General features: G+C 52.2%; 19 protein-coding genes. 14 read left to right on the plus strand and 5 right to left on the minus strand.

The genetic code is table 11. The features are described 5' to 3' along the window. The first annotated feature begins 12 nt into the window (after positions 1–12). The 4 genes from O59_RS15475 to O59_RS15490 are packed head-to-tail and all read left to right on the plus strand — an operon-like array spanning position 13 to position 4,065. Positions 13–324, plus strand: coding sequence for a chaperone NapD (locus tag O59_RS15475; protein WP_007644357.1), 312 nt, complete (start codon positions 13–15; stop codon positions 322–324). Further along, positions 324–2,828, plus strand: a complete 2,505-nt coding sequence (gene napA, locus O59_RS15480) for a nitrate reductase catalytic subunit NapA (RefSeq protein ID WP_007644358.1) — start codon at positions 324–326, stop codon at positions 2,826–2,828. The genes O59_RS15475 and napA overlap by 1 nt, the downstream gene beginning before the upstream one ends. 10 nt (positions 2,829–2,838) lie before the next feature. Then, positions 2,839–3,372 (plus strand): nitrate reductase cytochrome c-type subunit, encoded by a 534-nt coding sequence (locus tag O59_RS15485; RefSeq protein WP_157152595.1) that lies wholly within the window; start codon positions 2,839–2,841, stop codon positions 3,370–3,372. 3 nt (positions 3,373–3,375) lie between these two features. Continuing rightward, on the plus strand, positions 3,376–4,065 hold the full coding sequence (locus tag O59_RS15490) for a cytochrome c3 family protein (RefSeq protein WP_007644360.1): 690 nt from the start codon (positions 3,376–3,378) through the stop codon (positions 4,063–4,065). On the opposite strand, the gene O59_RS15495 is transcribed toward O59_RS15490, so the two are convergent. Continuing rightward, on the minus strand, positions 4,062–4,490 hold the full coding sequence (locus tag O59_RS15495) for a SufE family protein (RefSeq protein WP_007644361.1): 429 nt from the start codon (positions 4,488–4,490) through the stop codon (positions 4,062–4,064). The genes O59_RS15490 and O59_RS15495 overlap by 4 nt on opposite strands. 197 nt (positions 4,491–4,687) lie before the next feature. Here O59_RS15495 and O59_RS15500 point away from each other — a divergent pair, with 197 nt between their 5' ends. Next, positions 4,688–5,914 (plus strand): glycoside hydrolase family 18 protein, encoded by a 1,227-nt coding sequence (locus O59_RS15500; RefSeq protein ID WP_007644363.1) that lies wholly within the window; start codon positions 4,688–4,690, stop codon positions 5,912–5,914. Position 5,915: 1 nt separating this feature from the next. Here O59_RS15500 and O59_RS15505 read toward each other — a convergent pair whose 3' ends face one another. Next, positions 5,916–6,767 (minus strand): TatD family hydrolase, encoded by an 852-nt coding sequence (locus tag O59_RS15505; protein WP_007644365.1) that lies wholly within the window; start codon positions 6,765–6,767, stop codon positions 5,916–5,918. Positions 6,768–6,845: 78 nt separating this feature from the next. Here O59_RS15505 and O59_RS15510 point away from each other — a divergent pair, with 78 nt between their 5' ends. The 6 genes from O59_RS15510 to O59_RS15535 all read left to right on the plus strand — a co-directional run bounded on the left by O59_RS15510 (position 6,846) and on the right by O59_RS15535 (position 14,202). Then, positions 6,846–7,595, plus strand: coding sequence for a triacylglycerol lipase (locus O59_RS15510; protein ID WP_157152597.1), 750 nt, complete (start codon positions 6,846–6,848; stop codon positions 7,593–7,595). A gap of 23 nt (positions 7,596–7,618) precedes the next feature. Further along, on the plus strand, positions 7,619–9,085 hold the full coding sequence (locus O59_RS15515; RefSeq protein ID WP_007644367.1) for a carboxylesterase: 1,467 nt from the start codon (positions 7,619–7,621) through the stop codon (positions 9,083–9,085). Positions 9,086–9,178: 93 nt separating this feature from the next. Then, positions 9,179–10,156 carry a GGDEF domain-containing protein gene (locus O59_RS15520; RefSeq protein ID WP_007644368.1) on the plus strand — a complete coding sequence of 326 codons (978 nt, stop codon included), beginning with the start codon at positions 9,179–9,181 and terminating at the stop codon, positions 10,154–10,156. A 140-nt stretch (positions 10,157–10,296) separates the two neighbouring features. Further along, positions 10,297–11,211 (plus strand): MoxR family ATPase, encoded by a 915-nt coding sequence (locus O59_RS15525; RefSeq protein WP_007644369.1) that lies wholly within the window; start codon positions 10,297–10,299, stop codon positions 11,209–11,211. Positions 11,212–11,225: 14 nt separating this feature from the next. Then, positions 11,226–12,212 carry a DUF58 domain-containing protein gene (locus O59_RS15530; protein WP_007644370.1) on the plus strand — a complete coding sequence of 329 codons (987 nt, stop codon included), beginning with the start codon at positions 11,226–11,228 and terminating at the stop codon, positions 12,210–12,212. Continuing rightward, positions 12,202–14,202, plus strand: a complete 2,001-nt coding sequence (locus O59_RS15535) for a DUF3488 and transglutaminase-like domain-containing protein (RefSeq protein WP_007644371.1) — start codon at positions 12,202–12,204, stop codon at positions 14,200–14,202. Before O59_RS15530 ends, O59_RS15535 begins: the two co-directional genes overlap by 11 nt. A 72-nt stretch (positions 14,203–14,274) precedes the next feature. Here O59_RS15535 and O59_RS15540 read toward each other — a convergent pair whose 3' ends face one another. Further along, positions 14,275–14,889, minus strand: coding sequence for a DUF642 domain-containing protein (locus O59_RS15540; RefSeq protein ID WP_040392872.1), 615 nt, complete (start codon positions 14,887–14,889; stop codon positions 14,275–14,277). 277 nt (positions 14,890–15,166) lie between these two features. Here O59_RS15540 and O59_RS15545 point away from each other — a divergent pair, with 277 nt between their 5' ends. The 3 genes from O59_RS15545 to O59_RS15555 all read left to right on the plus strand — a co-directional run bounded on the left by O59_RS15545 (position 15,167) and on the right by O59_RS15555 (position 19,338). After that, the gene (locus tag O59_RS15545) at positions 15,167–16,603 is read left to right on the plus strand and encodes an NAD(P)/FAD-dependent oxidoreductase (RefSeq protein ID WP_007644373.1); all 1,437 of its coding nucleotides are present in this window, start codon (positions 15,167–15,169) and stop codon (positions 16,601–16,603) included. Between the two features lie 99 nt (positions 16,604–16,702). Further along, complete coding sequence (locus O59_RS15550) at positions 16,703–17,260, plus strand: RNA polymerase sigma factor (RefSeq protein ID WP_040392874.1); 558 nt, start codon at positions 16,703–16,705, stop codon at positions 17,258–17,260. Beyond that, complete coding sequence (locus O59_RS15555; protein WP_007644375.1) at positions 17,257–19,338, plus strand: VWA domain-containing protein; 2,082 nt, start codon at positions 17,257–17,259, stop codon at positions 19,336–19,338. Before O59_RS15550 ends, O59_RS15555 begins: the two co-directional genes overlap by 4 nt. Positions 19,339–19,487: 149 nt before the next feature. Here the strand turns inward: O59_RS15555 and O59_RS21135 are convergent, their stop codons facing one another. After that, a complete protein-coding gene (locus O59_RS21135) occupies positions 19,488–20,498 on the minus strand; it encodes a hypothetical protein (RefSeq protein ID WP_007644376.1) in 1,011 nt (336 codons plus the stop codon). A 98-nt stretch (positions 20,499–20,596) separates the two neighbouring features. Then, positions 20,597–21,109: a DUF1993 family protein gene (locus O59_RS15565; RefSeq protein WP_007644377.1), complete on the minus strand. Its 513-nt coding sequence runs from the start codon at positions 21,107–21,109 to the stop codon at positions 20,597–20,599. Positions 21,110–21,165 lie beyond the last annotated feature (56 nt).

The raw sequence follows: 21,165 nt of genomic DNA on the forward strand, positions 1-21,165 counted from the left end.
GAGAGAAATGTTATGCAGAGCAAAATAATTGCTACCGAATTATTAAACGCACCGCCCACACACTTGCATATCGCCAGCTTTATTGCCCACGTGCGCCCCGAAAAAATGGCAGCACTTAAAGTCTGGTTAACCGACCTGCAACAAATGGAAATTCACGCTGAAAATGAACAGGGCAAATTAGTGCTGGTGACCGAGAGCAATAACGAGCAGCAGATTTTGCACTTACTCGATGAACTGCGCGCGCAAGCCGGTGTGCTTAATGCCGCGCTGGTGTATCACGAACAAATTGACCTGGATGAATTAGCCGCCGAGGAACAGCTTTGATGAACATCACCCGCCGCTTATTTGCTAAAGCCAACGCCGCTGCAGTTGCCGCCGCCGCGATTGGTTTACCGCTACCCGCCAGCGCGAGTAATTTAATTACCAATCGCGAACTCACCAACCTTAAATGGAACAAAGCGCCCTGCCGTTTTTGCGGCACTGGCTGCGGGGTGATGGTGGCCACCAAAGACAACCGCGTGGTTGCCACCCACGGCGATGTGAAAGCCGAAGTGAACCGCGGCTTGAATTGTGCGAAGGGTTATTTCCTTTCCAAAATCATGTACGGCAGCGACCGTTTGCAACAGCCCATGCTGCGCATGACGAACGGCGAGTACGATAAAAATGGCGAGTTCACACCCATCACCTGGGCACAAGCCTTTGCGATTATGGCGGACAAAGCCAAAACCGCCCTGCGCGATCACGGCCCCGAAAGTGTGGCCATGTTTGGCTCCGGCCAATGGACTATTTGGGAAGCCTATGCCGCGAGCAAATTGATGAAAGCTGGTTTGCGCACCAACAACCTCGACCCGAATGCACGCCACTGTATGGCGTCCGCCGTGGCCGGTTTTATGCGCACCTTTGGCATGGACGAACCCATGGGCTGCTACGACGATTTTGAAGCCGCCGACGCCTTTGTGCTATGGGGTTCCAACATGGCGGAGATGCACCCGATTTTGTGGAGCCGCATCACCGACCGGCGCATGTCCTTCCCGCATGTGCAGGTGGCGGTGTTATCGCCCTATGAAACACGCAGTTTTGAATTGGCCGATGTGCCGCTGATTTTTAAACCGCAAACCGATTTAATTATTCTGAATTACATCGCCAATCACATTATTCAAAGCGGCAAGGTGAATCAGGAATTTGTGAAAAATCACACTCGTTTTGCCAAAGGGCAAGACGATATTGGCTACGGCCTGCGCCCGGAAGACGAACGCCAAAAAAGCGCCAAAGGTGCCGACAAAGCCAATACCTGGAGCGATATTACCTTTGACGATTTTGCCGACTACGTAAAACCCTACACTCTTGAACACACCGCCAAAGAAACCGGTGTGGGCAAAGATCACTTGCTGCGTTTGGCAGAGATTTACGCTGACCCAAAAATCAAAGTCATGTCGCTGTGGACCATGGGTTTTAACCAGCATACGCGCGGTGTATGGGCCAATAACATGGTGTACAACCTGCATTTGCTCACCGGCAAAATTGCTGAACCGGGCAACAGCCCTTTCTCGCTTACCGGTCAGCCATCGGCCTGCGGCTCGGCGCGGGAAGTGGGTACTTTTTCCCATCGCTTACCCGCGGATTTATTGGTCACTGACCCCAAACATCGCGCGATTACCGAAAAAATCTGGAAGCTGCCCGAAGGCACCATCCCCGAAAAAGTAGGCTTCTCAGCGGTACATCAAAGCCGCAAATTAAAAGATGGCGTGATTCGTTTTTATTGGACCCAAGTCTCCAACAATATGCAGGCGGGGCCGAATATTGCGCAGGAAATTTTACCCGGCTGGCGCAACCCCAATGCGTTTGTGGTGGTGTCCGATGTATACCCAACAGTATCGGCCCAAGCTGCCGATTTAATTCTGCCCAGCGCCATGTGGGTAGAAAAAGAAGGCGCCTACGGCAACGCCGAGCGCCGCACACAATTCTGGCACCAGTTGGTAACGGCGCCGGGTGAAGCCAAATCCGATTTGTGGCAACTCATCGAATTTTCCAAACACATCAAAACCGACGATGCCTGGCCACAGGAGTTATTGGCAAAAGCCCCCGAGTACAAAAACAAAAGCCTGTACGAGGTGTTATTTGCCAACGGCCAGGTGGATAAATTTCCCAACAGCGAACGCGCCGCCGAGTATTTAAATACCGAAGCCGATATGCTCGGCTTTTATGTGCAAAAAGGGCTGTTTGAAGAATATGCCCGTTTTGGGCGCGGCCACGGCCACGATCTGGCCGACTTTGACAGCTACCACGAAGCGCGCGGTTTACGCTGGCCGGTGGTGGAGGGCAAAGAAACGCGCTGGCGCTATCGCGAAGGCTATGACCCCTATGTGAAAAAAGGTACCGGCGTGCAGTTTTATGGCAAGCCAGATAACCGCGCGATTATTTTCGCCCTGCCCTATGAACCGCCCGCTGAATCGCCCGATAAGGATTACCCCTTCTGGCTCAGCACCGGGCGCGTATTGGAGCACTGGCACACCGGCACCATGACCAACCGCGTAGAGGAGTTGCACGCGGCGGTGCCCGATGCATTGGTGTATATGAACCACGAAGACGCCGAAGCGATTGGTGTGCGGCAAGGCAGCGAAGTGCGGGTGATTAGTCGCCGTGGTGCGGTGCGGGTGCGCGTTGAAACACGCGGAAGGGTTAAACCACCGCGCGGGCTAATTTTTATTCCGTTTTTTGATGCAACCAAACTGGTGAATAACGTCACGCTCGATGCCACTGATCCGATTTCGCTGCAAACCGATTACAAAAAATGCGCGGTAAAAATCGAACTGGTAAGCCTGGCCTAAGGAGCAGATGATGAACAAAATAATCGTGTTAGCCACTGCACTGCTCGGCGCCGTTGTTATCGCCAACGTTTCACCAGAGTTACAGGCACAAGATGTAAAAGAGCAGGATGTAAAAACCATTCCCCACGGTGGTGCGAATATTATTTTGGATGCATCAGCACCCGATGGTATTCGCCCCGGCGGCACACTGAGCCAGGATTTACCCGCGCCCAAAATAGCGCGGCAACGGATTAGCGCCGAACCCGCCAACCGCAATTACCCCGAGCAGCCGCCGATGATTCCGCACAACATTCGCGGTTATCAAATCGATAAAAACTTCAACATGTGCCTCACTTGCCACAGCCGCAGCGCCAGCCCACAAACCGGTGCGCCCATGGTGAGTATCACCCATTATTACGATCGCGACGGCCAGGCACTCGCCGCCGTTTCACCGCGGCGCTATTTTTGTATTCAATGCCATTTGCCACAGCACGATGTAAAACCCGCACGCGGCAATAGTTTTAAAAGCATAGATACGATGCTGCAACAACCGGCGGTGGAGTGATTTATGAGTAAAGACGCCAATAAAAAAAGCCTGTTCAAACGCACGCTGGCACTGGTGAAAGAGTACTGGGGCCAGTTCCGTCGCCCTGCCGCTTACATTAGCTTGGGCACCTTGAGCATGGGCGGTTTTATTGCGGGTATTATTTTTTGGGGCGGTTTTAATACTGCATTGGAGTACACCAATACCGAACAATTTTGTATTGGCTGCCACGAAATGAAAAATAATCCCTATCAGGAATTGGCCAGCACTATTCACTACACCAATCGTTCCGGTGTGCGCGCCATGTGTTCGGACTGCCATGTACCTCATGAATGGACGGATAAAATTGCACGCAAAATGCAGGCATCCAAAGAAGTGTGGGGGAAAATATTTGGCACCATTAATACCCGCGAAAAATTTCTCGCCAAACGGCGCGAACTGGCTGAACGGGAATGGGCGCGTTTAAAAGCCAACGACTCATTGGAGTGCCGCAACTGTCACGCATTAGAGTCGATGGATTTCACCCAGCAATCACCGCGAGCACAGGCCATGCACTCCACGCTACTCGCCAGCGGTGAAAAAACCTGCATCGATTGCCACAAAGGCATCGCCCACCATTTACCGGATATGGCCGGTGTACCCATGGTGACCAGCATTGAATTTCAGGAGCCCTGGCAACAATTTATCGCCGAGGAAATTGCAACAACCAATTAATAACCGGAATGTAAGTTGGAATTTTTTAGGTGGTCGTAAATTCGCGCAATAATTGCATTCAAGCCATTATTGCGCGACGGCGTTAAATGTTTTTCCAAACCCAATTCGCGCAACTCGCTCTGCAAATCCAGCCCGATTAATTCTGCGTGGGTTTTACCATTTAACTGCACCAACAACAGCGATGCCAGCCCCTTAATCACACTGCTGTCGGCATCCAGCGCAAAATAATAACGCTCTTGGGCAAGGCTGCAGCCAAGCCATACCGGCACTTCGCAGCCGCGAATCAGATTATCTGCGATGCGTAACTCCGGCTTGGGCGATAACAGCTTGCCCCACTGAATAATTAATTTGTATTGCTGCTGCCAATTCTGCGTCGCGCGCAATTGCGCTAGTGAAATACTGGAAAGATCATCGTGATACTGCACAGGAATAACTCATCAAAAAAAGGCGATTATAAAGCGCTGTTGCAAATTTACCCAAACACAGTCTTCACTGGCTTTAAGAATCTTTACCTTATCGCCATAGGCTTACACAAAAAACTGTGGTTAAAATGCCGCTGGCGATCTGTAACTGCAGGACTCACTACAAAAAATACAGACGCTACCACTACCGAAAACGCCATATGGCACATTCATTACAGCTCTCGCGATTAACGACCACTGCGTTTTCCGAGGGATTTATGAACAACTTTTTCCAGCGCATCTGCCCACCATTTTGGGCTCCACTCACGGCCCTGCTTCTGGCGTTAAGCGTAACAGCCTGTAGCAATAGCACGGCAACATCCACTACATCTGCCACCGCGTCTAGCGCAGAAAAAGCATCGCTGAAAGTTATTGCCTATTACATGGGCGATGGCAGCGACTTGGCGCGGTACGATTTTAATCAGCTGACTCACATCATCTACAGTTTTTTGCATTTAAATGGTAACCAACTCGCATTTGATAATGATAAAGACAAACAAGCCTTTGCGCGGCTAGTTGCACTGAAAAAAGATCATCCCCATTTAAAAGTTATGCTGTCACTTGGCGGCTGGGGCGGCTGCGAAACCTGTTCTGATGTTTTTAACAGCGCCGAAAATCGCGCGGCATTTGCCAAATCCACGCTAAAGCTAATTCAACAACACCATGCTGATGGCATAGATCTGGATTGGGAATACCCCACGGTTCCCGGTTTCCCTGGCCATAAATATGCAGCTTATGACCACGCTAATTTCACCGCGCTGATTCGCGAATTGCGCGCGCAATTGGGCAATCAGTATGAGTTAAGTTTTGCTGCGGGCGGGTTTGATTCATTTTTGGAAAAAGCCGTGGACTGGGCCGCGATTATGCCGTTGCTGGATAATGTAAACCTGATGAGCTACGACATAGTCAATGGCGGTACACCGCACACTGGCCACCACACCGCGCTCTATTCCACACCCGAGCAAAAAGATTCCACCGACAATGCCGTGCAATTTTTATTACGCCAAGGTGTAGCACCGCACAAAATTGTTATCGGTGCCGCGTTTTATGCACGCGTGTGGAAGGATGTTGCAGCCACCAACAACGGGCTTTATCAACCCGGCACCCATATTGAAGGTTATGGTTATAAGGAATTCGCTACACAATTTAGTGCTGCGAAAGGCTATGCGTATCACTGGGATGAGGTAGCACAGGCGCCCAGTTACTACAGCAAACAACAGCAAACCTTCGCGACCTTTGATGACCCGCGCTCACTGAGCGCCAAAGTGGACTATGTAAAAAAATATAATCTCGGTGGCATTATGTTTTGGCAGTTACCACACGACAGCGACAGCGACAGCAATGGCTTGCTTGATGCAATTCATCACAGCGTGCATAAAGTAAAATAATTTACTCCGGCAAACCAAATAAGCGATGCGCATTGCGGGTGGTGACTTCCGCCACCTGCTCAACACTAACCCCTTGCAACTGCGCCAGGGTTTGCGCAATAACGGGAAGATATTCCGGGCTATTGCGTTCACCTTGTTTGCCGCAAACAGGCATGTCCGGCGCGTCGGTTTCCAGCAGTAAATATTGCAGCGGTACCTTGCTAAAAGTCGCTCGTGTTTTTTGCGCACGCTCGTAAGTAATGGTACCGCCCACCCCCAATAAAAAACCGTGTGCGATAAATTGCTGCGCCATTTCAAGACTGCCACTAAAGGCGTGAATCACCCCGCCGTAACGCGGTGGCTGTTGTTTGAAACACGCAAGAATTTCATTGTGAGTTTTTACGCTGTGAATAATCAGCGGCGTGTGAAATTGATTGGCGAGTTCGGTATGCAAACCCAGCAGTTGTTGTTGCAACGCGAGCGGTACCTGAATAAGTTTATCCAACCCACATTCACCCACCGCAACACAATACTTACCTGCGCCGCGCTGCACGCGTGTTAATTCATCGCCCAATAATTGTTTGATCTGCTGCTGTGTTGTTTCATCCAACAGACCCGCACTATTGGTCGCACACCAGTGCTGTTGTTCGATCCAATGCGGGTGAATACCCGCCGCATAATAAAACCCGGGATATTGTTGGCATAACTGTGCCGCCGTTTGCCACTGCTCCGGGCTAACACCGGGAATGATCAGGTGATTAACCCCCTGTCGCTGGCAGTGCGCCCACACGGCCGCACGGTCTGCAGCAAAAACCGGAAAGTCAAAATGGCAGTGGCTATCAACAAAATGGTAGCGGTTATTAAATAGTTGCATGATGTTGACTGTTGTTAGCGATAAAGATGTCACTTGGCAGTGTGGCATAATTTGCGCACTAGCGCCGGAAGCCCACTTATGAATGTAACTGTTTCTATCTTGATTACTGCGGTATTTTTTGCCCTGTCTGGCTGCAGCAGTTCACTCGCGCCCAAACCTGACCCGAGGTTAACGAAGGAGTGCGTTATTTTATTACACGGATTGGCGCGCACCAGCGAGTCCATGGTACCGCTGGCCACACAATTACAGGCGCAGGGTTACAGGGTCGTCAATATCAATTACCCCTCGCGCGAATTTCCTATTGCAACCCTGGCACAAAAAGCTATTCCGCCCGCACTGGCACAATGCCGTGCCGGTGCAGCGCAAAAAATTCACTTTGTGACCCATTCACTGGGCGGAATTTTATTGCGCCAATATTTACACACTCACACGATTCCCGAGCTAACCCGGGTAGTGATGCTCGCGCCGCCGAACAAAGGCAGTGAAATAGTGGATCACTTAAAAGACCTGCCGCCCTTTGCTTGGCTCAATGGCCCGGCAGGCGAGGAATTGGGAACCGACGCGAGCGCTTTGCCCCGCCGTTTGGGCGCGGTGGATTTTGACTTGGGCGTGATCGCTGGAACCACGAGCATCAATTTATTATTGTCGCTTTATCTGCCCAATCCCGATGACGGTAAAGTGTCGGTGGAAAGTACCAAAATCGATGGTATGCGCGATTTTATTGCGCTGCCCGTTTCACATCCTTTTATCATGAAAGATAAAAATACCATCGCACAGGTGATTCATTTTTTAACCCAGGGTAAGTTTTTACACACGCCCGATCGCTAACAGATAACAGGGAATTTTTAACCATGGTGAGTTTCGCCGAACACTCTAGCCTGCCCATTTTTGCCGGACTTTTTGTCCTGCTGGTTTTGCTGCTGACCACAACCGGCTGCAGCACCCTGCGCAACGCCAAACCCTGGCACAGAATTGAACTGCAACAGGAATTTAATGCCGCGCTGATTAAGCAAAACGGAGCATCGACGTACACCTGGAGTGATTATTTACAACAGGAGGAAAAACTTTTTCAGGAACTGAAAACGCAATTAAGTGAAACCGATACCTATCAAGGTTACAGATACGAGCTGGGTTCTCCACTGAATCCGCTCAATCACACCACTAACTGGAATCGCAGTTTTGTTGTAAAACCGGAAAAAATTCGCGCGGGCATTGTTATGCTCCACGGCTTGACCGATTCACCCTACTCGGTGCGTCGCCTGGCGCAGACATTTGCGGCTGAAGGTTTTTTAGTTATTGGCGTGCGAGTACCTGGGCACGGCACCCTGCCTTCCGGATTATTGACGGCAACCTGGCGCGACTGGGCAGCGGCAACCCGTTTGGCGGCAGAGGAATTACACCGGCAACTGGGCGATAACCCGCATTTTTATCTGCTGGGCTACTCGAACGGCGGCACCCTTGCACTCAATTACGCCCTGGATGCAGTGGAAGACAAAAAACTGCCCCAGCCGAAAAAAATTATCTTGCTCTCCCCCATGATCGGCATCAGTGACTTTGCCGGACTGAGCAAACCGCTGGAATTGGTGGGCCACTTACCGCTGCTCAGTTCGCGCCGTTGGTTAAACAAAAGCCCGGAATACAACCCGTTTAAATACAATTCCTTTCCCGTAAATGCCGCTTGGCAAGCCCATCGTTTTTCACGCCATGTGCAACAAAAAATCCAGCGTTTGGCAAGCAAGCAACAACTATCAAATCTGGCGCCGATACTGACTTTTCAATCCATTGCAGACTCAACCGTCAAAACCGCAGCCATTGAACAGCATGTTTATCGCCACCTACCCGCCAACAACAGTGAACTGGTGTTGTTTGATATCAATCGTCACCAAAATTTTTTGCCCATCACCCGCACGGGTGCCAGCCGCTATATGAGTAGCCACTTTGCACCGGCCCTGCGCGCTTATGATCTGGTGAAAATTGCCAACCGTAACAGCAACACCACTGCTGTGAGTGAGTGGCGGCAAGAGGCAGGCAGCCTTACCGAGCAGGAACAACCGCTCGCGTTGGAATTCCCCAATGGCGTATTTTCACTCTCCCACGTCGCCCTGCCTTTTGCCGTGGATGACCCGGTGTATGGGCTAACACCCAACACGGATGAAGACTACGGTATCCGCTTGGGCAGCCTGCATTTATTGGGCGAGACCAAGACGCTGATTATTAATGCCAGCGCTGGCATGCGGCTCTACTGCAATCCGTTTTACCCCTATATGGAAACGCGTATTTTTAACTGGCTCAACCTACCCCGCATTCCCGGCAATTAAGCCGCCGGGTGGCAGTAAATGGGCAAACCCGGTATTTCCGTCTATGCTCAGGGCATAACGAAAACACCACTACGGGAGTACGCATAGGCGACTATGCCCAACGATTCAAAAAATAAGTTCCAACGCGGCATGGTGTATTTATTTGCCATTATGGCGGCTGTGGCTGTTGCGCCCTTTGTTGTGATTCGCTACATAAATGGCGAGTTCCTGAATGCCGCAGTGGATTTGGCGATTGTCATTGCGGCGATGGGCAGCGCGATTGTGACCTATCGGCGCGGAGAGGCGACTACAACAGTCTCGGTGATAACAGCCTTTCTTTACTCGGGCGGCGCGGTAACAGTCACCCATTTAAATGAACCGATTTATGTGTTTTGGCTGTTCCCCTCGATTCTCGCCAACTTCTTTTTGCTGCGCACCAACGCCGCACTCATTGCCAACCTGCTCTGCATAGTGGCGATACTACCTATCGCCGCGCGCCTCGAAACTAACACCGAACTGTTTGCCATGATCGCCAGTTTGCTGATGTGCGGCAGCATGGCCTATACCTTTGCCTTGCTCACTGATCGCCAGCGCGAACTGCTGGAGGGTTACGCCACCCAAGACGCCCTGACCAACCTGGGCAACCGCCGCGCGATGGATGAAGAGTTACGCCTCTGCGTGGAAGATTACGCCCGCGATAATATTCCAGCATCGCTGATTGTGATTGATTTGGATTTTTTCAAAATGGTTAACGACCGATTCGGCCACAATGTGGGCGATAAGGTATTGGTTGAACTGGCAGATCTGCTGACCCGCCGGGTACGTAAAACCGACCGTGTATTCCGTTTTGGCGGTGAAGAGTTTGTGGTGCTCGCGCGCAACACCGTTCTTGAGGATGCATTGGTAATCGCCGAGCAATTGCGCGCGCAAATCGAGAGCGAACTAAAAGACCCGGAGGGCGCTATCACTGCCTCTTTTGGTTGTGCCCAGCTGTTGAAAGATGAGCCCCAGCAAGACTGGTTTGTACGCGCCGATAAAGCCATCTACCAAGCCAAACAACAAGGCCGCAATTGTGTTGTGGCGGCAGACTAGTGGTTGCAAATTAACGCTGGGCGCGGTGTGAGAACTGTCGTCAGCTTTGCGATTCTTTATCCCCATCAAATTCCCCGCTGCGTTATGCTCCCAACTAGATTCAACAACATAATGACATTAATCGTTCATCAGGCTTCTTCATGCAATCACTGATTAGCAACATCATCGACCAAGTGGATCAAGTATTACTGGGTAAGGATCAGCAGGTACGCCTCGCACTCGCCTGCCTGTTTGCCGAAGGGCATTTATTGATTGAAGACCTACCCGGCATGGGCAAAACCACCCTCGCCCACTGTCTGGCAAAAGTGCTGGGGCTGAAGTTTGAACGGGTGCAATTCACCAGCGATTTACTGCCCGCCGATATTCTGGGCGTAGCAATTTTTGAACGCGAACAGGGGGTATTTAAATTTCACCCCGGCCCGGTGTTTACCCAGGTGTTGCTCGCCGATGAAATCAACCGCAGTTCCCCCAAAACCCAAAGTGCATTGCTGGAGGCGATGGAAGAAGGGCAAGTCACCATTGAAGGTAAAAGCCGGCCATTGCCCACCCCGTTTTTTGTGATCGCGACACAAAACCCCTTATCGCAAAGCGGTACTTTTCCGTTGCCCGAGTCGCAACTCGACCGGTTTTTAATGCGCATCTCCCTCGGCTACCCCAGCCCGGCATCCGAGCGTTTACTGTTTGAAGGCGTGGACCCGCGTGCACGTATTCGCGAATTAAAACCACTGGTTAATAACGAGCAATTGGCAGCCATCCAAAAGGCGGTAAAACAGGTGACGGCGAGCGAGGTGCTGCTGGACTATGTACAACGTCTAGTGGCTTTCACTCGCAGCGATGCACGTTTTAGCTACGGCTTATCACCGCGCGGCGCACTGGCTTTATTGCGCGCCGCCAAAGCCTGGGCACTGATTCACCAGCGCGCTTACTTGGTGCCGGAGGATATCCAACAGGTATTACCCGCCGTGGTCGGCCACCGGGTGCGCGGCACCGGCCACAGCAGTGACAGCGATGCACTGGTAAAACATTTGCGCGACAGTGTGAATGTACTGGCGTAAGGGCGAGACCGGCCATGAGCATTAGCACCTACTGGCGCGCCGTCTGGCAGCGCCGCTTTTTCCGCTGGATCGACAAACGGGCGCCGCGTGCACGCCAGATCAGTCTCAACCGCAAAAACCTCTACATCTTCCCCAATCGCACTGGTTTTTTGTATTTGGCGATGACACTGGTGATTTGGTTGCTGGGCACCAACTACCAAAATAACCTGATCCTCGCTCTCGCCTACTTGATGATTAGCTTGTTCGTAGTGGCGATCCATCACACCTTTGCCAACCTGTCCGGCATTAGCGTGCGCTTTATTAGCGCCACCCCCGCTTTTGCGGGCGAGCCCGCCAGTTTCGTGCTGGAGTTTGAAACGCGCCACAAACGCGGCAGCGAAAATGTGGAGATCTGTTGGCAGGGAGGCGAGCGGCATACTTTCGCGCTCAACCCCGCCGAACCGCAGCGCGTGAACCTGCGTGCGCCCAGCAAAGTGCGCGGTTACCTGCACCCCGGGCGTTTGTTAATCCAGAGCCGCTTTCCGCTGGGCATTATTCGCTGCTGGAGTTGGTTGAACCTGGAGGCGGTGGCGCTGATTTACCCCCAGCCGATTGCTATCGATGAACCCCATCACCAAGCCAGCAGCGGGCGCGAGGAAGGCGGCAGCAGTACACGCGGTGGCGACGACTTCAGCGGCCTGCGTGAATATCAAGCGGGTGACCCCATCAAACACATCGCGTGGAAACAATATGCGCAGAACAAAGGGCTGTTTACCAAGGAGTACGAAGCCTATTTTTCTGCCGACAAATGGCTGGATTGGCACAGCCTCAACCAATTACAGGAGCTGCGTTTGTCTGGCCTGTGTTATTGGGCACTGCACTACGAGCGTCAGCAAATTCCCTATGGCTTGAGTTTGCCCGGCTTGACGCTGGAACCCGCGCTAGGCGAATACCACCTGCAAACCGTGCTCAAGGCGCTGGCGCAATTTAACCTGGCGCGCGAGGCTGGCTATGTGGACTAAACGGCTCGCTCAACCCCGTTCGCAGCGCACCGAATATTTAGCGCGCGACAAACTCGCGTGGCTGCTGGTGATGCAGACGCTATTGATCTTGCCATTGCTGATTAATTTGCCTGCCTGGCTCTGGCTGGTGTGGGCGATAGCGGGGTTTTGGCGCACTCAGGTCTTTCGCGGCCGCTGGGGTGCTCCGGGCGGCACGGTGAAAACCCTGCTTACGCTGGTGTGTGCGGGGGGCCTAATTGCCAGTTACGCCGGTAAAACCGGCACCGACACCATGGTCGGGCTGCTGGTATGCGCCTTTGTACTCAAGCTGTTGGAAGTGAATTCCGCGCGCGATGCGCAGCTGCTGATTTTTATCGGTTTTGTGATTACCGCCTGCCAATTGTTGTTCAACCAAAGCCCCTTGGCAGCGTTTTACAGCCTGGGCTGCCTGCTGGTACTGCTCGCCAGTTGGCGCTCGCTCTACCTGACCACCGCGCAAAGCAATGGCCTGCGGCTGGGCGCCGGGGGGCGTTTGTTGCTGCATGCACTGCCGGTAATGCTGGTGTTGTTTGTGGTGATCCCGCGCCTTGGGCCGCTATGGGCGATACCCAACCAGCAGGCGGCCAAAACCGGTTTTAGCGATAGTCTCTCACCCGGTGATTTGGGTCAGCTCGCGCTTAACCGTGCACCCGCATTTCGGGTGGAATTCACCAACAAAGACGAACCACCACCCGCCAATCAACTCTATTGGCGCGGCTTGGTATTAGACAATTTTGATGGTCGCACCTGGCGCCAACGCGATAGCTGGGGCCTGCCGCCTGCGGCTGAAAACAACCAGCGGGTACTGGAATCGCTGGATTACAGCATCATTATGGAACCCCACGGCCAGCCCTGGCTGTTCAGCCTGATGACACCCCAGCGCACCAGCGCAGTGAGCAACCGTCGCCCCATCCGCATCACCCGCGACCACTTGTTGTACAACCCGGTGCCTGTCGCCCAGCGCCTGCGTTATGAAGTCAGTTCGGCGCTGCAGCTGGAGCCAGTTGCCAAGGTATCGCTCTCCACAGGCGAACGCGCCGCCCACACGCGTTTGCCCGCCAATGCCAACCCGCAAACCCGCGCACTGGCTGAACAATGGCGAGGTGAAGGGTTAGCTGATCAAGCCATTATTGAACGTGCGCTCAGCCTGTTTAACCGTGAATTTACCTACAGCCTGCAGCCACCTGTGCTCGGCCAACACTCGGTGGACGAGTTTTTATTCAGCACCAAAAAGGGCTTTTGTGAGCACTTTGCCAGCAGTTTTAGCGTATTGCTGCGCGCTGCGGGGGTTCCGGTGCGAGTGGTGGTGGGCTATCAGGGCGGACGCTGGAACCCGCTGGAAAATTACCTGCTGGTGAGCCAGTCCGATGCGCATGCCTGGACCGAAGTATGGATAGAGGGCGAGGGTTGGCGCACTATCGACCCCACCGCGGCCGTCGCCCCCAACCGTATTGAACAGGGGTTGGATGACGCCCTCAGCGCCGACGACCAGAACCTGATGAGTAACAACTGGAGTGGTTCATCCCTGCTCTACAACCTGCAACTGCGCTGGGATGCCGCCAACTTCGTGTGGCAGCGCTGGGTATTAAATTACGACAGCGATGCGCAGGAGGGGCTGCTCACCCGCCTGCTCGGCGGCACCGAAGTCTGGCGCATTACCCTTTGGCTCGTGGGTTTGGGATTAGCAGCGGCAGCACTGGCCGCTTGGGCACTGCTGCGCAGCCACGCCCGCCCCGCGCTGCGCGCGGAAATTCGCGCTATTCAATCCCTTGAACGCAAGCTCGCCCAACTGGGTTATGTGCGCGCAATGGGTGAAACGCCGGGGGATTTTATTGCGCGGGTGATTCGCAGCGAGCCGCGCTGGCAAGCCAGTTTGAGTATTATCGCGCGCCTGTTTGAACAGATCGCCTATCGCCAACAAACCCAGCAACTGGCGCAATTGCAGGAGAAAGTCCGCCGCTTTCCCTTCTAGATATTAAAACAAGACATAAAAAAACCGCTCGCTGAATTCTCAACGAGCGGTTTTTTTATGTGGTAAAGAAAATTAAGCGCGGTTTTTTCTTCTTACCAACATTAAACCCAAGATGCCGATAGTCAACATAACCAGTGAGCTGGCTTCATTAACACTCGCGCGTGCCGTTACCACTACGTGGTCAATAAAGTTGCCGTAGGTGCCATTGGTCAGGGTAGAAAAAGTCAGCACACTGGTAGCTGCACCGGCAACAAAACTACCTTCAAATTTTGACCAAACACTGGTGGTGTGGTTGTCCAGAACCAACGCGAGGTTTGCTACGGAGAAGGAGAATGCCTCAGTGTCGTTTTGACGCGCGCGGTAAAAGAATGACACGTCGTAGGTTTGACCGGCACTTGTCGCCAGATTTTGGAATATAGAAAAAATGGCACCGTTGTAGGGGTCAGCATTTAATTCGATGTGGTTTTTACCGTCAGGAGCTTTTACACCACTCATGCCATTCCAAATCTCGATGCGGCTGCCTTCCCAACCATTTACGGCGCTCGCATTAAACGCTTTCCAGGAACCAGCGTTCACGGCGTTGTCTTCAAAACTACCGTTAACAATCAAATTAGCTTGTGCAGAAATTGATAAAAACAGACCCGCCAGCAATGCAAATACAGGAACAGAAATAACGCGTTTTAACATGATGGAATCCATTGATAAGTCAGTGAGGTTGGCTGGTTGTTTTAGCCTAGCCATTGTCGTCTAAATTAGCAATTATCAAGCCACACATGCAATTGCGATATAAATCAATATCATGCTGATAACCAAATCACATTAAAAATAGAATAGTGTAAAAAAAGCCGTCAGCTGCCTGGTTTTTAGGTCGCTATCGATATGGATTTTGGCGACGCAGGCTGTTTATACTCGCGCCGCGACAATTCCCCTAACGCCAGTGCGCTGAACACCCTAAGGAAGCACCATGAACACCCTCTTGGATAGCGACATTTCTGGCGCTTATAAAGACCCCCTAAATAGCACCCCTAGCAAACGTCAAAACCTTGTCGATAAGCCGCTGACAAATATTCCGACACTGACTAAAAACGTGCAAAAACACACTGTCGTTATTATTGGCGGCGGCCCCGCTGGCAGTGTGGCGGCCACCCGCCTGGCGCAAACCGGAGTGGATGTGCTGGTGTTGGAGCGCGAGCAATTTCCGCGCTTCCACATTGGCGAGTCGCTGCTGCCCAATGGCAATCGCATTTTGCAAGCAATTGGTGTGTGGGACAAAATCGCTGCCGCCGGTTTTATCGAAAAACGCGGTGCGCAATTTACACTTGCCGATCGCTCACGCACCGTGCGCAACGTGTTTGCCCAGGGCTGGGTGAAAGGGTTGGAGATGACCTATCAAGTCGAGCGCGCGCGTTTTGATGAGATCCTGCTGCGCCACGCCGAAAGTTGCGGCGCGCAGGTGTGGGAGCAATGCCCGGTCACCAAAGTGACGCGCACTGAATCCGGCTGGCAGTTGGAAGCCAGCCGCGCTGGTCAACCGCAGGTCATCAATGCCGAGTGGGTGATCGACGCCAGCGGCCGTCACTGTGTCATGGGCCGCGCCATGAAACTCGCCAAAGCCGCCTTGCCCTACCCAGGGCGCATGGCCGTGTTTAATCACTTTGAACATATGCAGCGCGATAGCGGTGAACCGGCGGGCGATGTGATTGTGCTGCGCCTGGAACAGGCCTGGTTTTGGGCGATTCCCATATCCCCCACCGTCACCTCCGTGGGTGTAGTGCTGCAAAAAAATGGTGGGCGCGAAAAAGACGAGAGCTGGGAGCAATTATTCTGGCGCAAAGTAAAAGAGTCGCCTTTTTTAAGCGATGCTCTCGCCCAGGCCAAACCCTTGGGTGAATACCGGATTGAATCCGACTACAGCTTTTCCCACGAGACCTTTGGTGCCGAACGCTGCTTATTAGTGGGCGATGCCGCCAGTTTTATCGACCCGGTATTTTCCTCCGGCGTATACCTCGCACTGGAGTCAGGTTTACTCGCCGCCGACCAAATAGCAGCGCAACTGAAAGTCAAGCTACCGCTGTTAGCCGCGCACCGCGAAGCCAGGTTATACACGCGTTATACCAAAACCCTAAAGTCACAAATTGGCACCATGCGCCAATTGATCGATGCCTATTACGACAACAGCGCCTGCGAAGTCTTTATGTCGCCGCGCCCCACCTTGAGCTTGCCCCAGGCGATCAACTCCGTGTTGGCTGGCAGCCTGAAACCCGGTTTTGCGGTGCGCTGGCGCCTGTGGCTATTCCAACAAATCTGCAAGCTGCAAAAAAAGCGGCCGCTGGTGCCGCCAATTGAGTGGCGTTCACCGGGTGACAGCGCAGCCACTCGCAGTGCAGAATCACCGCACTAATTTTTTGGCCAGCGCCAAGGTTTTCCCTATCCGGCTCGTCCAAGCAATATGACCAGCCTTGCACTCCCCAATACTTTTTCTGACCGCCATGGAAACGCTATGACTGATGCGGATCACCCGGCGCTTATCCGCCAAGCCCAAGCGGGCGACGGTGCAGCTTTTGCGCAATTATTGGCGCAGCATTACGACACTATGTTCCGTTTTGCCTTCCGCTGGTGTGGGCACCGCAGCGATGCAGAGGACATTACCCAGCTCGCCTGTATCAAACTCGCACAATCGATTAACCAATTTCGTTTTGAAGCGGCGTTTAGCAGCTGGCTGTATCGACTGGTGATTAACTGCGCCAAGGATTGGTACAAGAGCCAACGGCGCCACCAGCATGACAATATCCACAGCTGGAGTGAGCCGGAGCAAGCGCCCGAGCACTACGCTGAAAACACTATTTATTTGCAGCAATTACTGCGTTTGCTTGATCAAATGGCCGAGGGGTTCAAAGAGACTGCACTGCTGGTGCACGGCGAGGGTTTAAGTCACGCCGAAGCGGCTGAAGTGCTGCACCTGAAAGAATCCACCGTCTCCTGGCGGCTGCATGAAATTCGTAAACAACTCAAAGCGCTGCAACAAACCGGCGATGGTAGTTGGGAGCCTTCCCCATGAACAAAAAGCCTATGAACGAAGACGATTTGCAAAAACTGCTACAACAGCAACCGCCAGCACCGGATGCCGATGCCAAGGCACGTCATATGGCGGTAGCGATGGCGGCGTTTAATGCGCAGCACACTAATGAACAAAACATCGCACAGGACACTATCCACAACATCAATCACAACAGCGAAAAAAAAACGAATATCCTCCAAGGATTTTTACAGCGCTTGCGTCTTACCCGTGACACCAACCATCACGGGAAAAACACTATGCGTGCTCCAACATTTGAACAACGCGCCTTCTGGCAAAAACCAGCATTAATCTCCGGCATTGCCGCCTCCAGCCTCGCGGTATTGGCAGGGCTGACATTTATGCAGCACTTGATGATTAATTCTGATGAGCAGGAATTAGCGGCGCGGATCGCACAAGAATCCCACACCAAGAATGTTCCACTGAATGTGCAACAACCCAGCGCTGATCTCACCCTTGAGGAATCCGTCGTTAGCGCTAATAGCGATTTAGCTAAAAAACAGGCAGTAGCAGAACACGAGCAATTGGCGCGTAGCAAAATGGTCGCCGTTCAGTCCCAAGCGATGATGGAACAGCAGCCCATGGCGCTCTCGGCACCTGCTCCCGCCTATGCAGCAGCAGATATGATGAGCCAACCCGCGCCGGAGTTTCGCGACCGGTTTAGCGATGTGAATGAAAACGGGGTACTCGCGGTAAAGAATAATCCGGTATCCACCTTTTCCATCGATGTGGATACAGCGTCCTATAGTTTTGTAAGGCGCATGCTCAATAACGGCCAGCTGCCGGAGAAAGATGCGGTGCGCAGTGAAGAGCTGATCAACTATTTTGATTACGCCTACCCCCTGCCCACCTCTAAAAAAACGCCCTTCACCACCACCGTGAGCCTGGTGGATTCTCCCTGGACCAAAGGCAACAAATTAATTCACATTGGCATTCAGGGTTATCAATTAACAGCGAGTGAAATTCCGCAATCCAATTTGGTGTTTTTGTTGGATGTGTCTGGCTCGATGGATGAACCGAGCAAATTGCCGCTGGTAAAACAATCCATGGGCTTGCTGCTGGATACCCTCAAACCCGACGACACTATTGCCATAGTGGTTTACGCCGGTGCCGCCGGCACTGTATTGGAACCGACCAAAGTTAAAGAGAAACAAAAAATTCTTGCGGCATTAACAAATTTGCAAGCAGGTGGCAGCACCGCTGGTGCCGAGGGTATCGCCCTCGCCTACCAATTGGCGGAGGCGAATTTTAATAAAAACGGTGTCAACCGCATTATCCTCGCTACCGATGGCGATTTTAATGTCGGCCAAACTGGCGATGAAGCACTGCAGGACTTTGTGGAGCGCAAACGCGAGCAGGGAATTTATTTATCGGTGCTGGGTTTTGGTCAGGGCAATTATCAGGATGCCCTAATGCAGACCCTGGCACAAAACGGCAACGGTACCGCCGCCTATATTGATACGCTCAGTGAAGCGCAAAAAGTATTGGTTACTGAAGCTACCTCCAATTTATTTCCGATCGCGCAGGATGTAAAAATCCAGGTGGAATTTAACCCCAATACCGTGAAGGAATATCGCCTGATCGGCTACGAAACCCGTGCCCTTAAACAGGAAGATTTCAACAATGACAAAGTGGATGCCGGTGAAGTAGGTGCAGGCCAACGGGTAACAGCGATTTATGAAATCACCCCCGCAGGAGCGCAGAGTGGGTTGCTGGAAGAAAGCCGTTATCAACAAGAAACCAAGGTTGATACCAAAACAAGCAGCGAATATGCCTTTTTACGTTTGCGCTACAAATTACCGGGCGAAACCCAATCGCAATTGCTTGAAACCGCTATAGAAAAAAATGTACTGCCGGATGTAAATACTACCTATCAACAAGAAGTAAATTTCTCCATCGCTGTGGCCGGTTTTGCGCAGCTGTTACGGGGCAGCAACTACGCCGGTGATTTTACCTACGACAAAGTAATTGAACTGGCGCAAGCCAATAAAGGCAAAGATGAATACGGCTACCGCACTGAATTTGTACAGTTGGTCAGAAAGGCAAAAATTGCACAGTAGCGATTTTTTCACCTACAAATAAATTATCGAAAAAGAAAGTATCGACAAAGAAAATATCGGTAACTAAAAAGCACGACAAAAAAGCCGCCGCTCAGTGAATGAACGGCGGCTTTTTATTGGCTGCACCTTGTGATTGAGGGCAGTAAAATTTAATGCACCGTAAAACTCTCACTCACTTGTTTCAGCAGCACATGTTGCACGGCAAACTGCGAAGCCAGTGTCCAGGCATAAATCACATAAAAGTGCTCCGCCGTCTCAAGTGTAGTAATGACGTAAATAATCTTAATACCATCCACCTTGGCAGCGAGTGCAGCCTGCTGTGCAGCCATGCCGCCGATATTGAGTTTACGCGGCGCTTCTTGCACATAAAATTCCTGGGTGGATTTTTCCAACCCCTGCGCAATTAATTCGCTGTAGCGTTGCAAATCAAAAGTGCCACCAAAATCAGTTTTATTTTCACGCAGCACCACGGCGTAAACATTTTCACGCAGATTCGCTACCCCAATCGCCGCTTCGGGATTCAACCGGCGCTCGCCTTTCCAGCTAGACGGGGTGGTCAGTGAAATAGTTTTATCGTCGCTGTAAGTGCGCAAATTAGTGAGTAAACCGGTAGCAGGCTCCTGCTGTTTATCGCCGCTTGAAGCCTTGGTGTGCTGCGTATTTTCCGCCGATGTTACAGGCGGTTGGTTTTTAGCGCGGGCGGCATAATTCTGGTAGGCAGGCAATGCCACGGCTGCAATTAACCCCACTAACCCAAGCAGTGCAACGCCCACCACAATTCTCGTCAGCCACACACCCGAGCCATCAGCGGCAAGCACTTTGGTAGCGGCGGCTTCCGGCACGGAGGGCAATTCTGTGGCAACCTGAGGCTCAACACTTATCACCTGAGGCGCAGCAACGGGAGGTGCAAGGGGTGCAGGAGTTGCGCCGTGATCGATAATTTCGCAGTAGCCGCCAGCATTTTGAATGGCGGTTTGGTATTTGGCGGCGGTTGTTGCATCCACACCGGCTTTTACTAGCGTGCGCGTTTTGCGCAGCATTTTTTCGATGGTGGGAGCATCTTTTTTGAAGAGTGCGGCAAGGTTGCGCACCAGTGTTGCTCTATCAAAACCGGCGCGAGGTTCGGCCAGCAGGTATACATCCAGGCGTTTTTCAGTCATGCGCGCACCCTTTTGATAACCGGCGCGACATGTATGCTGACACCGGAGGCCCCTGTGTCAGCGTGGTTGTCGCGCCAATTTATTATTGAGGCGCCATCTTAACTTTTGTAAGGCATAGCTCCAAGGTAATCCTTTTTACCCACATCCACGCCGTTGTGACGCAAAATCGCATAAGCAGTGGTGATGTGGAAATAAATATTCGGGATTGCATGTTGAATCGCAAACTCGGTACCGGTCAGATATTTACCTTCCCAGCGCGGTTGGCTGATATGGCGCTCGGCAGCACCCTCAAACTCTTCCGGTTTAACACTGGCAAGGTAATCCAGTACCGCTTGGATACGCGCTTTTAATTCCGGCAAGGTGGTTTCTGTATCGGCATGTACCGGTGCGGAATCCACTTTACCAATCAACCGCGCCACACCTAACTTTGCAGTGTCACACGCGATTTGCACCTGGCGGATCAAGTTGAATTGGTCGGGTGCAAGGCGCGAATTAAGCAACACAGATACATCAAATTTTTTCGCTTCAGCTTGTGCAGCGCCTTTATCGAGTATCGCACTGAGGTTATTGAGTGCTTTGGTAAATTGCACCACGGTAAGTTCATAAAACATGGCATTCTCCTTTGAATGACGGGGGCTAGCTTGAGGGATATTACGCATTGCGGTTT

The sequence above is a fragment of the Cellvibrio sp. BR genome (assembly GCF_000263355.1).
In the GTDB taxonomy this organism is placed as follows: Bacteria; Pseudomonadota; Gammaproteobacteria; order Pseudomonadales; family Cellvibrionaceae; genus Cellvibrio.

Coding starts and splice junctions, on each gene's coding strand:
- O59_RS15475 (WP_007644357.1), top strand. CDS start 13: ATGCAGAGCAAAATAATTGCTACCGAATTATTAAACGCACCGCCCACA.
- napA (WP_007644358.1), top strand. CDS start 324: ATGAACATCACCCGCCGCTTATTTGCTAAAGCCAACGCCGCTGCAGTT.
- O59_RS15485 (WP_157152595.1), top strand. CDS start 2,839: ATGAACAAAATAATCGTGTTAGCCACTGCACTGCTCGGCGCCGTTGTT.
- O59_RS15490 (WP_007644360.1), top strand. CDS start 3,376: ATGAGTAAAGACGCCAATAAAAAAAGCCTGTTCAAACGCACGCTGGCA.
- O59_RS15500 (WP_007644363.1), top strand. CDS start 4,688: ATGGCACATTCATTACAGCTCTCGCGATTAACGACCACTGCGTTTTCC.
- O59_RS15505 (WP_007644365.1), bottom strand. CDS start 6,767: ATGCAACTATTTAATAACCGCTACCATTTTGTTGATAGCCACTGCCAT.
- O59_RS15510 (WP_157152597.1), top strand. CDS start 6,846: ATGAATGTAACTGTTTCTATCTTGATTACTGCGGTATTTTTTGCCCTG.
- O59_RS15515 (WP_007644367.1), top strand. CDS start 7,619: ATGGTGAGTTTCGCCGAACACTCTAGCCTGCCCATTTTTGCCGGACTT.
- O59_RS15520 (WP_007644368.1), top strand. CDS start 9,179: ATGCCCAACGATTCAAAAAATAAGTTCCAACGCGGCATGGTGTATTTA.
- O59_RS15525 (WP_007644369.1), top strand. CDS start 10,297: ATGCAATCACTGATTAGCAACATCATCGACCAAGTGGATCAAGTATTA.
- O59_RS15530 (WP_007644370.1), top strand. CDS start 11,226: ATGAGCATTAGCACCTACTGGCGCGCCGTCTGGCAGCGCCGCTTTTTC.
- O59_RS15535 (WP_007644371.1), top strand. CDS start 12,202: ATGTGGACTAAACGGCTCGCTCAACCCCGTTCGCAGCGCACCGAATAT.
- O59_RS15540 (WP_040392872.1), bottom strand. CDS start 14,889: ATGTTAAAACGCGTTATTTCTGTTCCTGTATTTGCATTGCTGGCGGGT.
- O59_RS15545 (WP_007644373.1), top strand. CDS start 15,167: ATGAACACCCTCTTGGATAGCGACATTTCTGGCGCTTATAAAGACCCC.
- O59_RS15550 (WP_040392874.1), top strand. CDS start 16,703: ATGACTGATGCGGATCACCCGGCGCTTATCCGCCAAGCCCAAGCGGGC.
- O59_RS15555 (WP_007644375.1), top strand. CDS start 17,257: ATGAACAAAAAGCCTATGAACGAAGACGATTTGCAAAAACTGCTACAA.
- O59_RS21135 (WP_007644376.1), bottom strand. CDS start 20,498: ATGACTGAAAAACGCCTGGATGTATACCTGCTGGCCGAACCTCGCGCC.
- O59_RS15565 (WP_007644377.1), bottom strand. CDS start 21,109: ATGTTTTATGAACTTACCGTGGTGCAATTTACCAAAGCACTCAATAAC.